The following is a 14,779-nucleotide window of genomic DNA, read 5'->3' on the forward strand; positions in this document are numbered from 1 at the left end:
AGGCCAAATATAATTATTTTTGCCATATGTTGAATAATGAAACTATAGTAGCTTTAGCAACGCCTTCTGGTGCAGGAGCGATTGCAATTATAAGATTATCAGGTAAAGATGCTATCAAACTTGCGGAAGCTCAGTTTAAATCTATTTCTGGAAAAAAATTGAATAATCAAGCTACACACACCATTCATTTAGGGCATATTATTGATGATAATAAAACCTTAGATGAAGTTTTAGTTTCTATTTTTAAAAACCCTAATTCTTATACAGGCGAAAATGTTGTAGAAATATCTTGCCACGGTTCTAATTATATTCAACAAGAAATTATACAATTATTTCTTCGGAAAGGTTGCAGAATGGCTACAGCAGGAGAATTTACTTTACGCGCCTTTTTAAATGGTAAGTTAGATTTGTCTCAAGCTGAGGCAGTGGCCGATTTAATCTCTAGCGATAATGAAGCATCTCACCAGATAGCGATGCAACAAATGCGTGGTGGTTTTTCATCTGAAATTGCTAAACTTCGCGAAGAGCTTTTAAATTTTGCTTCTCTTATAGAATTAGAATTAGATTTCGCTGAAGAAGATGTTGAATTTGCAGATAGAACACAATTTAAAGAGTTGGTGGAGCGTATTACATTTGTATTAAAGCGATTAATAGATTCGTTTGCGGTTGGAAACGTTATTAAAAACGGCATTCCTGTGGCTATTGTTGGGGAGCCTAATGTGGGTAAATCAACACTTTTAAATGCCTTGTTAAATGAGGAGCGTGCTATAGTTTCAGACATTGCTGGAACAACAAGAGACACTATAGAAGATGAAATATCAATTGGAGGTATAGGTTTTCGATTTATTGATACAGCAGGAATAAGAGAAACCAAAGATGTGGTTGAAAGTATAGGAATAAAAAAAACATTTGAGAAAATAGATCAAGCTCAAGTCGTTATTTATTTATTTGATGCATCCGATTTTAAATCATCTAGTTCAACATTTAAGGTTGAAATAGAAAAAATAAAAAATAAGTATCCACAAAAACCGCTTCTAATCATTGCCAATAAAATTGATAAACTTTCTGATGAAGATAAATCAAAATTAGATATCAACTTGAGCGCAGTCGAAAGGTCTCACTTCATTGCATTATCAGCAAAACATAAAACGGGTGTCGGCGCGCTTCAAGAAAAACTACTCAGTTTTGTAAACACGGGTGCACTCAGAAATAATGATACCATTGTTACTAACTCTCGCCATTATGATTCGTTATTGAAAGCCTTTGAAGAGATTGATAAAGTTCAACACGGGTTAGATTCTGGTTTGTCTGGGGATTTACTTGCGATAGATATTCGTCAGGCATTGTATCACTTCGGTGAGATTACTGGTGAGATTACAAATGATGATTTACTAGGTAATATTTTTGCTAATTTTTGTATCGGCAAATAAATAAGTAAGTCATTTGATATCAATTGAATTCAATTGACATCAAAATATTGTAAATCAAGTGTTTATAATTGTTTGTTTTTTCTTACTCTTTCCTTTGTAGGTTAATTATTTCAATATTTTTACACCGTTTTTACATCTTTTTTCATTAAATTTGAAAAAGGTGTAAAATTTACACCTCATTTTCGGTAATCTCGCCAAAAATGTCACTTAGAGATATTAAAGGCTTCTTATAACCACTTAGAGCCTCTTAATTCTCTTTAATTCCAATTCCTATGAGTAGTAATATTCATGTGCAAAGAATTTGTAAATACTGTAAAGAAGAATTCACAGCAAGAACAACTAAAACTAAATATTGTTCGCACAAATGCAACAGCAGGCATTATAAAGAAAAAACTAGAGGAGTAAAAATTTCAAAAAGTAATGAAGAAACGAGTCAGAAAGTTTCATTCGAATTAGATAAATTGAATGCCTTGGATTTTTTGACAGCTAAAGAGGTTTCAGTTCTTTTAAATTGTTCCATTAAAACAGTTTATCGTAATATTAACAATGGTACCATTAAAACGGTTAGTTTAGGGAGTAGGACAACAAGAATTAAACGTTCTGATATAGATGATCTATTTAATAAGTCGTGATTTTAATATTGTATTTAAATTATGAAAATTAGTCTTAAAAAGAAGAAACTTGCAAGCGGACGTTATAGTTTGTATTTGGAATATTATAGAGGATATTCCATAGATGAGAATGGAAAACAAACTCACAACAGGAGCTTTGAGTATTTAAAGCTCTACCTGCATGTTGACCCAATCAATACTTCTGAAAAGAATGAAAATAAAGAAACATTGCAATTGGCAGAAAACATACTGACACTTAAAAAAGCAGAATTAATAAAAGGTAAATTTAATATTGAAGATAACAATAAAGGAAAAGTTTTATTCTTGGATTATTATAATAAGCTTAAAGAAGATAGATACGAAAGCAAAGGTAATTATGATAATTGGGAAGCTGCTTTCAAGCATTTAGAACGTTATTGTCCAGCAAATCTAGCCATTAAAGATATTGATGAGAATTTTTTAAAAGGATTCAAAAAACACCTTAATACAGAGGCTAAAACTAATGGAGGTACACCATTATCTCAAAACACAAAATATACTTATTTCAATAAATTACGTGCGGTACTTAGGGAGGCTTATGCTGAAGGGTATTTGAATGTAGATGTTGTTAAATCTGTTAAAGGTTTTAGTCAAGGTGAATCTAAAAGAGAATATCTAACACATTCAGAGCTGCAAGCTTTAAGTGAAACTACTTGCAAACATGCTGTATTAAAAAGAGCGTTTATCTTTAGTTGTCTTACGGGGCTTCGTTGGAGTGATATCAATAAATTAAAGTGGGCTGAAGTAAGAGAAGAGGAGGAAGATTATAGGATTATTTTCAGACAGAAGAAAACCGAAGGTCTCGAATATCTTTATATTTCGCAGCAAGCTAGAGAGCTGTTAGGAGAACGAGGTAATAGAGATGATAAAGTATTTAAAGGCCTTAAATACGGTGCTCATTTTAATGCAGAGATTTTAAAGTGGTGCATGCGTGCAGGAATTTCAAAGCATATTACTTTTCACAGTGCTAGACATACAAATGCTGTATTGTTATTAGAAAATGGTGCAGATATTTATACGGTTTCAAAACGACTAGGACACAAAGAGATAAGAACGACTCAGATTTATGCTAAAATAATTGATGTCAAAATGAAAGAAGCTGCTAATAGTATTCCAGTCTTAAAAATTTCTAAAGATTAGGATATCTGCGTTTTCATATATCTAAATTTCCTAAAACTTTTGGTTTCCATTGTTAATAACTCAAAATAGGTCTTAAAACGACCATTAATCTTCAATTTTAAATGGAGTCATTTAATATCATAAAATGTCAAATAAAATTATGCTTTAATATTTGAATTAATTTTGATGTGTTTTGAGTTAATTTGTTGTTTTTCAAATACTTGTGAATAACTAATTGAATTTTTTTCTTCTTTCAATAGCAACATTTTTTACTTTTATTTCCATCATCCCATAAGGGAAAACAAAAGCGCTTTTGTTCATTTTATAAATCTAAAAAGAATAAAAATGGACAATTTATTAATACTAGAACGATTGGATCGTTTAGAAAAACTGTTAATAGGTCATAAAGAAGTACTAACCTTTGACGAAGCCTGTGACTATACAGGTATATCAAGAAGTTACCTATATAAGCTTACGGCTTCAGGAATAATACCGCACTCCAAACCCAACGGTAAAATGCTCTTTTTTGAGAAAGCAAAACTTGTGGAATGGTTACTCCATAACAAACGAAAGTCAAAACACGATATAGAAGCGGAAGCTTTAGCATATACCATGCGCCATAAAGTACAATAGGACAATTTTCATTTAAAAAATAATTTTCATGAAAAAGACACCCTATATACGAGTTGGGACGTCCTATTACAAAAAGGTTAAAGCCCCGACAATATCAGGTCACTTTAATGACATCTTGGTGCATTGGAATATGGAGACTATAAAGCAAGACCATGGAAAGGATCATTTAAGCAAGATTCCTAAATATGATGGCTTTACTTGTATTCCTAACCATATAAACTTCAAACAGGAGCACCTTGGGTTTTATAATATCTATTCGCCTTTAGGGAAGCAGCCTAAGGAAGGTGATATTGCTTACTCCTTAGAATTCATAGAACACATTTTTGGAAAACACTACGAATTAGGTTTGGACTATCTTCAATTATTATATCTAAAACCCATTCAAGTATTGCCCATTCTATGCTTGGTTTCAAAAGAGCGCTCAACTGGAAAAAGTACCTTCTTAAAATGGCTTAAGGAAATCTTTGACAACAACTTGACCTATTTAACTAATGACAGCTTTAGCAGTCAGTTTAATGCCGATTGGGCAAATAAGCTATTAATCTGTATCGATGAAGTCCTGTTCAATAAAGAAGAACTCACGGAGCGGATAAAATACTTAAGCACTACCAATATTAATAAATTGGAAGCTAAAGGCAAGGATAAACGCGAAGTAGAGTTCTTTGGTAAGTTTATTTTATGTAGCAATAACGAAGAGAGTTTTATAAAGATAGATGCTAATGAAACTAGATTTTGGGTCATTAAAGTGCCTGTACTAGAAAAAGAGAACACCCATTTTCTAGAGAGCCTGATTAAAGAAATCCCTGCTTTTATGTACTATCTGAAGCAAAGAAAACTAGTATCAAAACACTTAACCCGAATGTGGTTTACGTCACTGCAAATAAAAACCAGAGCTTTAACAAAATTGGTTCAAAATAATCGTAACCGAGTAGAAAAGGAACTAGCCAGTATTCTTTTGAGCGTCATTGAAAAATTTGACCTTGAAGAAGTAAACTTATGTCCGCTAGATGCATTATTAGCACTCAATAGAACTCGAGTAAAAACAGATTTGACACAATTACGACGATTACTGAAAAGGGATTGGAAATTAATCAACCAAGATAACTCTAATAGCTATCAGAAATTTGTGATCTGGACGGACGGAGATATAAACTTATTGGATGCCAAAGGGAGATATTTTACGGTACAAAAATCATTTTTAACTAAAAATTTTGATGATACGATGACAGATTGAAGAAACCACTGTATTTACTGAGGCTAGAGCCGTCATCATTTATTCATCATTTTGTCATCAAAAAATATAATGATGACAGAATAAGGCTATTAAAAATCAAGAATGATGAAACGATGAAAAATTGATGAATAAGAAATTGTAATATTTATAGGGCTTTACAGGTGAAATCATCAAAACATCAAAAAAACACCTTAAAACACATTGGCTTATGAAAAGAAAAATAAATTGTGAAACAGCCCGTAACTTTTCTATCGTAAAGGCGCTAGAAAAATTAGGACACTTTCCTAAAAGGACAACGGAAAAAGAAGCTTGGTTTCTAAGTCCTTTCAGGTCAGAAACCCAAGCCTCTTTTAAAGTCTCTAAAATCAAGAATCGATGGTACGACCATGGAGAAGGTATAGGCGGAAACGTGATCGATTTAGTATGCAAGGTTTTAAAGTGTTCCATACAAGACAGCTTGATGTTTTTAAGTGACTCCATTCCAATTAACATAATTGAACAACAGCATCAGTGTGATACAACAGCTATTAATATAATGACAGCTGCTAATATTGAAATCATTAAAGTCCAAGAAATCATGCATCCTGCTTTAATTCAATATTTAAAACTTAGAGGTATTGCATTAGATATAGCAAAAAAGTATTGTAAAGAAGTTTGGTACCAGTATAAAACATCTGAATTTTTCGCCATTGGATTAAAGAACAATAAAGGTGGCTGGGAATTGCGTAACAAGATTTTTAAAAATAGCAGCAGCCCTAAATTTTATACTTATATCCAAAATAATAAAAAGCAAGTAATCATTTTGGAAGGTATGTTTGATTTGTTATCGATTGCAACATTAGATAGTAATCTATTAAAAATTTCAGATATCCTCGTTTTAAACTCCATCAATTTTATAAAGGATGTTGAAAAATACATTTCCGAATATGACTTTGTGCATCTGTATTTGGATAATGATATCCCTGGACAAAAGGCAGCTCAATATTTAATCAATAAGTATAAACATGTAATTGATAAAAGTTCAAGCTATAAAAATTATAAAGATTTAAACGATTTACTGAGACATGAAATAAGCCATAACAATTCTTGATACCAACTAAGAGGTTTAATGGCGAATTACATCTGACAGATAGAAAATAATAAAATTTAAACAGATGAAAATAGAAAAGAAGTTTGATTTTAATTCAAAAGATAAAAAGGAGCAACCTGTAAAGATTCCTACCGATGTACTAATTAATTCGGATATCATAGAATTGGATTTGGAACAGACTTCATCTGAAACGAAAATGGTCTTGGGTAGGAATTCAAGATGTGTGTCTGTGGACACATTCTTGTTTACTCCCCTTGGTCGCAAAGAAAAAAGAGTGTTTAAGGGGAAGGGAGACCTCGTTAAGTTTCGATGTTCTGTTTACGAAAAGAAGCTTCTAAAAGTAAAAGCAAAAAGGAGCGGATTAACCTTGAGTGAATACATACGGCGTAGTCTATTTGAAAAAGAAATTACAGAACGCTTTACTGACGAACATATCGAACTTTATAAAATGCTGATTAAATACCATAACAATTTTAAGTCTATTGGAAACATGTACAAAAAACGAAATCCTAAATTGACTGAAACAGTATATGACTTAGCAAATGAAATCAAAGCACATCTTAAAAAATTTCAAAAATGATTGGCAAGGGAAGAAGCATATCACATACCAAAGCGTCCATGTCCTATGGGTGGAATCAAGAAAAGGATGCAGAAATTGTATTAAAGGAATTCTTGCATGGAGATTCACCAGCTGAAATCACTCAAGAATTTAAAATGCTCCAGGATCAAAATTACCATTGCACAAAAAATACCTTATCATTTGTAATAAGCCCAACGATAGAAGATGGAAAACGATTAGAAGCAAAGGATCTACAAGCCATAACCAAGCGTTTTATTCATGAGATGAAACTGGGCGAGAGGCAAGCCATTGCTTTTGTCCATCAGGATAAAAATCATAAGCACATCCATTTATATGTTAATCGTATTGACTTTAAAGGTGTAGCCTATAATGATAGCTTTATTGGGAAACGAAGTCAATTAGCCGCAGAAAAAGTAGCAGAACATATGGGGTTGACTACTGTAAAGCAAGTACAATTTGAAAAAGAATTTAATCTAAGAGAAATACGCTCAGAAATTAAACGCAGACATGACCTGAGTATGAAACAGTTCAAACCCAAATCCTTTGATGCTTATTTAAAAGCGATGGAAGTAAATGGTGTTAAGGTGATTCCAACAATAAATAATCAAAACAAATTACAAGGCTTTCGATTTGAATTTGATGGACACAACCTTAAAGGCAGTGAAGTACATCGTAATATGTCACTTGGGAATATTGGAAAACAAATGTCCGGGATTCAAGGCGCTAGTATTTTAAAAGAAAATAATGTAAGTATCAAACTGGCTGGTAAAATAGTTGACCTGACACCTAACCTAGCCTTAAAGATTACCAAGTTTATTATTAAAAAAGCCATCGATAAAGGAATAGGATATTAAATTAAACATAGCAATCATGACAAAACTTGAAGAACTATCAGCCTTATTGGTCAATGAAATTGATGACTTTAAAAATGGTGTTGAGAAACTAGAGAAAATCAATGACCAATTAAATGACACCAAAATCAAGATGGATTTATTAGAATATAAATCTATTATTGAAAAGCATGAGCAAAAAATGGAATCACACATAAAAGCCATAGAACGTTTTGAAAGTCGTTTTGATACTAAAATAAAGCAAGCTAAAATTTATCCAACTTGGGCCGTTTTGGGTTTTATAACAGCTGTAGTTTGCGCAATAGTTTTTGGTTTTCTCTTTTATAGGATTGAATAGGATGTATTAATAATTATATTTCAACCAACATTTTATTGTAATCATCCAATATTTCGCTAGGTAATGACTTAAGGTAAATTTGAGTTGTGGTTAAGCGATTATGCCCAAGCATTGCAGAAATGGCTTGTAAGGGCACATCTTGAAGCATCGCTTGAGTGGCGAAGCTATGTCGAGACACATAAGATGTCAATCGTTTTTCTATGTTACATATTTCAGCAATTTGTTTATAACTTTTGCGTGCCCATAATACATCTTTATATTGAAGTTCGTATGTAGCTCTTTTTATAACTGGGAATAGAAAATCAGATTTTTATTTATCCTTTATATAAAAGATAAGTATCTGATTTTGTTGTGATGTTATTTTTATACCATAAGGTTTAGTTGTTTTTCTTCTTTGAAATTTAAAATGATTATCGACTATATTTTCGAGCTTTAAAAAAGCTAAGTCTATAAATGAAATACCGTGAAGCATATAAGATGCTAAAAAATAGTTTCTATAATGAAACAGAAGATCCTTTTCTTCTAATTTCAACATCAATATAGATTTTATACTATTAATATTGATGACTCTTTTTTCAGTAGGTGTTGTTTCTATTTTGTAATTGTAAATGGATGGGCTTCTTTAGAAATAATACAAGTTTTAATGGCTTTATTATAAATAGCTCTGATTGTTTTCATGTATACAGGTATTCCAAGATCAAATCCTAATAATTTCTCAGTAAATTATAATCTTTTTTCTCTCTTAAAAATCAACCTATAAAAGTTTACTTTTTGCTGACGTTAAACATGCTGTTTTTACAGTTTGCAAATCACCAACAGTATTTCTGATGCTATCCTTACATAACCATGATTCAAAATTCCCACTAACAATTTCAAGTTTGAAATTGTTAGGAAATATATAATAAACATCCTTAATATTGGGTGACAGGAACGGATTTACGGTTAAATAAAAACTTATAATATCTTTAGTGTAAATTTAGATGTTTAATATGCGGTTAGTGTTTAGTGATTAATATTTGTTGAGATCGAAAACCACTAGGTGTATACCCATACTTTTTTTTAAAATTTCGATTGAAATTTGATATATTATTATAACCACTTTCGTAACATATTTCTGAAATATTTTTTTCTGATTGAACCAATAAACGTGCAGCATTTCCTAGTCGCATTTCTGTAAGGTAATCTGAAAATGATCGTTGCGTTCTTTTTTTAAAAAAATGACTGAGTGCACTTTCCGACATATTTACCAATTTTGCCACTTCCTTTAATTTTACATCATTATGAAGGTTTATTTTAATGAAATCAGTAATTATTTGAATCCGTCTACTTTTTGACGGATTCATATGGCTTACATAAGATTCTGAAGCAAGCACTTTTTGTTTCCGGGAAATAGCCAAATCGTAAAGTAGAGAAAGAAATTCCAAAAACGAATCAAAACCTTGTGAACTTGATAGCTTTTCAATTTTTTCAACAACAGATTCTGTAAATTCCCGGGAGAAAAGCACCCCTCTTCTTGATTCTAATAAAAGTTCTTTAATGGGGGTTATAAGCTTTCGATTTAAGGTTGCTTCGCTAAAAAAATCACTTTGGAATTGTATTGTAATAACGTGTGCATTTTCAAATTTCTCATTTCCTACCCATGAGTGCGGTAAATTAGGGCCAATCATAACCATATCTAAGTTCCCAAAATCCTGAATTGAATCCCCAATAATTCTTTTTCCTCCAGAATTTATAACAAGGTTTATTTCATACTCTGGATGGAAATGCACTGGGAAGTCGAATTTTGCGTTAAAATGATTTAAGACAACAAAAAAATCGTCATCACTAATTGGTGTTATTTCTCTTATAAACTTGCTCATTATGTTTTAATAATTAATATTTTTCTAAGTACGTAATTGATTATTTTGTTATTTATGACACTAAAAATACTAAAAGTAAAGCAAAATAAAAACATGTCACTTTTTTTATAAACATCTAACAAATAGATGATTGTGGTTTTTTTTGTGTTTTACTTGTAATATTTGATGTGGTTTTACTCATAAAAGTACAATTAATTAGTATATAAAGTCAATACATTAGTTAGACCTTCATTTAACTTTGGTGCAATTAATATTAAAGATCGTTTCTAACAAAAAAAAAATTAAAAAGTTTATGAAAATGTTAAAATTATTTAGCAATAAATTTCAGTATCGCTTTTGTGTATTTGCAGTATTATTGCTTTTCAGTTCGGTGGAAAGCTTTGCGCAGAACATAGCTATTAACGGTGTTGTTAGCGACCAACTAGGGCAACCATTACCAGGAGCAAGTGTTTTGGTAAAAGGAACAACTACAGGAACAACCACGGATTTTGATGGTAATTATTCACTTTCTGTTGCAGATAATGCTGTACTTGTAGTAAGTTATTTAGGGTTTATTACCCAGGAATTAGCCGTAAATGGTAGAGCACTAATTAATATTACCCTAGCAGAAGACACCCAAGGTCTTGATGAGGTAGTTGTTATTGGTTACGGCTCTGTAAAGAAATCAGATCTTACCGGCTCGGTAGTATCAATTAAAACTGAAAAAATTGCAGATATACCTACAAATAGTGTGGGAACTCTGCTGCAAGGACGAAGTACAGGTTTACAAATAATCAACATTTCCGACGATCCAGAAGGAGGTGTTGGTGTTAGGATTCGTGGTGCCAGCTCTTTAGTTGGTTCAAGAGAGCCTTTAGTGGTGTTAGATGGTATTCCATTTGGCACACTAGGAGATTTAAATCAATTAGCTCCGGGTGACATTGAATCTATTGAGGTTTTAAAAGACGCCTCTGCAGCGGCAATTTATGGGTCACAAGGCGCAAACGGAGTCATTTTAGTAACAACCAAAAAAGGAAAAAAAGGCAATACCGAAGTTTTTGTTGAAATGAGCACTACTGTTGCTGCATATCCAGAAAAGATACAGCGCTTTACAGACATGAGCCAAATGGCAAGATTACGAAACGAGAGAGATGCTAATGACGGAGCTCCTCTTTTGTTTTCAGGACAAACTCTCAACGGAGTTTACTATCCTACGCCAGAAGAATTTGATAATGGAGAATATAGATTTTACGATTGGTTACCAGTTACTCGTAACATGAACCCGCTTATATATAATCTACGGGCAGGAGTTCGCGGAGGCTCAGAAAAAAATAACTACAACCTGTCATTAAACTATTTTAATCAAGAGCAAAATGTAATTGGTGCATCATACGATAAAATTAACTTGCTTTTTAACGACGCCATTAACGTCAATGATAAAATGAAAATTATAGCTTCGGTAAATTTAACCAATACCAACAGGGTTAACGGAACAGGAGGAGATTTTACAAATGGTGGTAGGCAATGGTATCCTATTTATAATGAAGATGGAAGTTATTTTATACCTTTCGATGGATACACTCACCAACTAGAACAGAAAGACGATTATTACAATGAGGCTAAAGGCTTTGATGTCTTAACAAACCTTAACTTGGTATGGGAGCCTATTGCTGGATTAACCTTTTCTAGTAGTGCAAGTTACAATAGGACTTCAACTAGGCAAGACTCTTACATAAAATCAAAATACACTGAGAGGCAAAATGATTATTCTGGAATTGGATTTGTAAAAAACTTTTATGGAAAACAGTCGTATTTTATAAACACACTTACTTATAATAAGGAGTTTGGTAACCACAATGCGTCCCTAATGGTAGGGAGAGATGATCAGATAAAAATTGGTGGAATGGAAGGTATTGAAGGTAAAGATTTTGATACGGACGCTTTACTTAATGAAAACCTTCCTCTAGCAACTCCAGAAGATCAAAGAATTTATCAGGGATATGGTAGGCAGGACTTATTGTCATATTTTGGACGGGCTAATTATTCCTTTAAAGACCGCTATTTATTAACCCTAACCTTTAGAGCAGATGGCTCATCTAAATTTGGAGAAGATAAAAAATGGGGATATTTTCCAGCAGTAGGATTAGCGTGGAAAGCTCACAAAGAGAGTTTTATTAAAAACTTAAACACGTTTGATATTCTAAAGCTACGTCTTTCTGGAGGTCAAACAGGTAACCAAGGAATTGACCCTTATCAATCTATTGAAAGATTCGGTAGTGCATTTTTTTTCGATGCCGAAACAGGTAGTGTAGTTAATGCTGGAGGACCAGGTAATCAAATTGCTAACCCTAACCTTCAATGGGAAACAACAACTCAATATAACGCAGCATTAGAAACCGGTTTTTTCAATAACAAGCTTCGTTTTTCTGCAGAGGCGTATTTCAAACATACAACTGATTTGTTGCGACCAAAATTTTTACCATCATCGGGGTCTTTTGATACTCAAATAGTCAATGATGGTGTAATTGATAACTACGGTATAGAGTTCGATCTAGGAGGAAATATTATCACAAGAAAAGATTTTAGCTTAGATGCTAACATTTTGTTCAGTATGAACAAGAACGAGGTAGTTGATATTGGAACTGCAGAAGATGCTGGACTAGTAGAAGAAAATGGGTATAGTTATGTGGTGTCATCTACTGGAGGTGGTGATATTATAAGGCAAATATACGCTATTGGACAACCATTAAATGCTTTCTATGGCTATGTTTTTGACGGTTTTATTAATACTCACGAGGATCGAGATTTTGCTCAGGGTAATTATACTGAATTTGGCAGACCCAAGTTTGTTGATCAGAATAATGATGGAATAATTAACGAGGCAGATCGTGTTATTTTAGGAAATCCAACACCAGATTATACAGCTAGTTTATCGTTGAGTGCTAAATACAAAAATTTCTATGCAGAAATGCTTTTCAATGCAGTTGTAGGAAACGAAATATTCGATGTAGATAGAACTGGGAGGCCTGCCAACAGGTTGGATGCATGGAGCACAAATAATCAGGATGCACAACACCCTATCAATCAGAATGCTGAGTATTTACCAAGTAGTTATAATGTTGTAGATGGATCATTTCTTAGGTTCCAGAACTTGACCATAGGATATAACCTTGAGATACCCAATCAAAATATCTTTAAAAAACTGAAACTTTACTGTAACGTTAGCAACATTTTTGTTATCCACAATTATGAAGGTTATGATCCCGAAGTTGGGTTTAACAGTAGTACGGGTGTAGCTACAGGTGTTTCAAATAGCTCAGTTTCATATGATTATATTGGAGAATTTCCAAGACAAAGGCGATTTACTTTAGGACTAAATATGACATTTTAAAACACACAAACTATGAAACTTAAATTTTTAATATATTTTTTAGGTACGATGTTTATTGTATCATCGTGCGCTGAGTTGGAAGAAGAACCTTATGGCTTCTTATCTAGTGAAAACTATTATACTACTCCAGACAATGTTCGAGGAGGATTACTTTATGCTTACCAAGCAAATTACAGACCAGATTTTTTTCAGGGATGGTGGCGATTTAACGAACTACCAGCGCGTACTACCATGGTCAAAGCTAATGACCACTCTAAACCAAAGTTCCTTCCTTATATGTCTTGGGGAGTACAACCAAATTCGGCTGATAATAATGATTTTTTTCAAGCCTGCTATAAAGGAATTTTTAGAGCAAATATAGTATTAGATAATGCAAACACCGTAGCGTTTGAAGATGAAAATGTAAAGAATCAGTACCTAGGAGAAGCTAAATTTCTTCGAGCGTGGTTCTATTTTTCGTTAGTTAAAATTTATGGGGAAGTGCCTGTATATACTAATGCAGGTAATCCTGGGGCGGCATTTAATACTCCTGTTTCATCCATAGAGGATATATATAATTTAATTATGGAGGATCTGGAATATGCTGAAGCTAACATACCTGAATTCAGAATTGCAGGTAGAGCTGATAAGACAACTGCACAAGCATTACTGGTTAAAGTTTATATGCACATGGCTTCCAGTAAAGAGTTTGGTTCACCACGATATGAATGGGTATCTAGTTATGAAGACATGTACGAAAACGCGGTTAGTTACGCAGAAAAGGTTAGTTCAAGCGGATCCTATGGATTAGACACATCTGTTTACGAAACTTTTCCGGATAATTTAAATCTTAGCAAGGAAAAACTTTTCGTTTTTGCAAGTGATTATGAGGGAGATGAAGTTGGCCACACACAAATAAGTTTTATGATGGCTCCTTATGTTGGGTTTACTGACGATTATTATGCAAGAATACCAGGTTCAAACACGATTCGAGCTTACAAACCTGGATTTGCAGTTTTTTGGTACAATGAAATGTATTATGACACCCATGAAAGTGGAGACCTAAGATTGGACTTATACGCAGATGAAGTTTATCTTGATGAAGCAGGAACTGAGGTTAGTGAGGGTAATACCACTATTGCTGGATATAAGACCTACTGGAATATGAAATTTGCAGCTGAGAGAGGTTCTGAGTTTGGAATTGGAACTGCAACCATGCATTTTTTACGACTGTCTGATATTGTATTACTACATGCAGAAGCATTGGGACGTTTAAACAGGATTAGTGAAGGTATTCAGTTGGTTAATCAAATACGTACACGTGCCAACTTAGCTCCCTTATCATCATCTATGTCTCAAGAAGATTTTGATAAAGCAGTTTGGCAAGAGCGGTTATGGGAACTGCAAGGCGAAGGTCATATTATGACCGATTTAAGAAGAAGACATATGGTTGAAGCTTTTATGGCTGAGGACGATTTAAAAAATAGTCAAATACCACTCGACAAACAATATGTTGTGCCTAACCGTGGCGGTGAATTAAGATACCAATATTTTTATCCTTTGCCACAACGCGAAATTGATTTGAACGAAGCAATTGAGGCTGACCCTGAAAAGGCAACGCTGAAGTAGAATTATTATCAATCCAAA

The 14,779-nt window shown here is 33.1% G+C and carries 14 protein-coding genes; 11 read left to right on the top strand and 3 right to left on the bottom strand.

The features are described 5' to 3' along the window. Positions 1-26: 26 nt before the first annotated feature. From mnmE to AC2D6V_RS09875, 9 genes are all read left to right on the top strand, one after another. Entirely contained in the window at positions 27-1,430 is a 1,404-nt protein-coding gene (gene mnmE, locus AC2D6V_RS09835; protein ID WP_484647969.1) for a tRNA uridine-5-carboxymethylaminomethyl(34) synthesis GTPase MnmE, read from the top strand. Between the two features lie 272 nt (positions 1,431-1,702). After that, positions 1,703-2,062: a helix-turn-helix transcriptional regulator gene (locus AC2D6V_RS09840; RefSeq protein WP_484647970.1), complete on the top strand. Its 360-nt coding sequence runs from the start codon at positions 1,703-1,705 to the stop codon at positions 2,060-2,062. Positions 2,063-2,083: 21 nt separating this feature from the next. After that, positions 2,084-3,220 (top strand): tyrosine-type recombinase/integrase, encoded by a 1,137-nt coding sequence (locus AC2D6V_RS09845; protein ID WP_484647971.1) that lies wholly within the window; start codon positions 2,084-2,086, stop codon positions 3,218-3,220. A 324-nt stretch (positions 3,221-3,544) separates the two neighbouring features. Next, entirely contained in the window at positions 3,545-3,832 is a 288-nt protein-coding gene (locus AC2D6V_RS09850) for a helix-turn-helix domain-containing protein (protein ID WP_484647972.1), read from the top strand. 28 nt (positions 3,833-3,860) lie between these two features. Then, a complete protein-coding gene (locus AC2D6V_RS09855) occupies positions 3,861-5,066 on the top strand; it encodes a primase-helicase family protein (protein WP_484647973.1) in 1,206 nt (401 codons plus the stop codon). 208 nt (positions 5,067-5,274) lie between these two features. Beyond that, positions 5,275-6,156 (top strand): toprim domain-containing protein, encoded by an 882-nt coding sequence (locus AC2D6V_RS09860; protein WP_484647974.1) that lies wholly within the window; start codon positions 5,275-5,277, stop codon positions 6,154-6,156. A 64-nt stretch (positions 6,157-6,220) separates the two neighbouring features. Next, positions 6,221-6,736, top strand: a complete 516-nt coding sequence (gene mbpA, locus AC2D6V_RS09865; protein WP_484647975.1) for a mobilization protein MbpA — start codon at positions 6,221-6,223, stop codon at positions 6,734-6,736. After that, on the top strand, positions 6,733-7,590 hold the full coding sequence (locus AC2D6V_RS09870) for a relaxase/mobilization nuclease domain-containing protein (protein ID WP_484647976.1): 858 nt from the start codon (positions 6,733-6,735) through the stop codon (positions 7,588-7,590). The genes mbpA and AC2D6V_RS09870 overlap by 4 nt, the downstream gene beginning before the upstream one ends. Before the next feature lie 16 nt (positions 7,591-7,606). Continuing rightward, complete coding sequence (locus AC2D6V_RS09875) at positions 7,607-7,924, top strand: DUF6730 family protein (RefSeq protein WP_484647977.1); 318 nt, start codon at positions 7,607-7,609, stop codon at positions 7,922-7,924. A 13-nt stretch (positions 7,925-7,937) separates the two neighbouring features. Here AC2D6V_RS09875 and AC2D6V_RS09880 read toward each other — a convergent pair whose 3' ends face one another. The 3 genes from AC2D6V_RS09880 to AC2D6V_RS09890 form a co-directional block, all read right to left on the bottom strand. Next, positions 7,938-8,210, bottom strand: coding sequence for a tyrosine-type recombinase/integrase (locus AC2D6V_RS09880; RefSeq protein ID WP_484648193.1), 273 nt, complete (start codon positions 8,208-8,210; stop codon positions 7,938-7,940). Positions 8,211-8,234: 24 nt separating this feature from the next. Beyond that, on the bottom strand, positions 8,235-8,459 hold the full coding sequence (locus AC2D6V_RS09885; protein ID WP_484647978.1) for a site-specific integrase: 225 nt from the start codon (positions 8,457-8,459) through the stop codon (positions 8,235-8,237). A gap of 460 nt (positions 8,460-8,919) precedes the next feature. Then, positions 8,920-9,783: an AraC family transcriptional regulator gene (locus AC2D6V_RS09890; RefSeq protein WP_484647979.1), complete on the bottom strand. Its 864-nt coding sequence runs from the start codon at positions 9,781-9,783 to the stop codon at positions 8,920-8,922. 292 nt (positions 9,784-10,075) lie between these two features. On the opposite strand from AC2D6V_RS09890, the gene AC2D6V_RS09895 reads away from it, so the two are divergent. Both AC2D6V_RS09895 and AC2D6V_RS09900 read left to right on the top strand, forming a co-directional pair. Continuing rightward, entirely contained in the window at positions 10,076-13,153 is a 3,078-nt protein-coding gene (locus AC2D6V_RS09895; RefSeq protein ID WP_484647980.1) for a SusC/RagA family TonB-linked outer membrane protein, read from the top strand. A gap of 12 nt (positions 13,154-13,165) precedes the next feature. Then, on the top strand, positions 13,166-14,761 hold the full coding sequence (locus tag AC2D6V_RS09900) for a RagB/SusD family nutrient uptake outer membrane protein (RefSeq protein WP_484647981.1): 1,596 nt from the start codon (positions 13,166-13,168) through the stop codon (positions 14,759-14,761). The last annotated feature ends 18 nt before the right edge of the window (positions 14,762-14,779 follow it).

The organism is Algibacter sp. YIN40 (assembly GCF_057219435.1).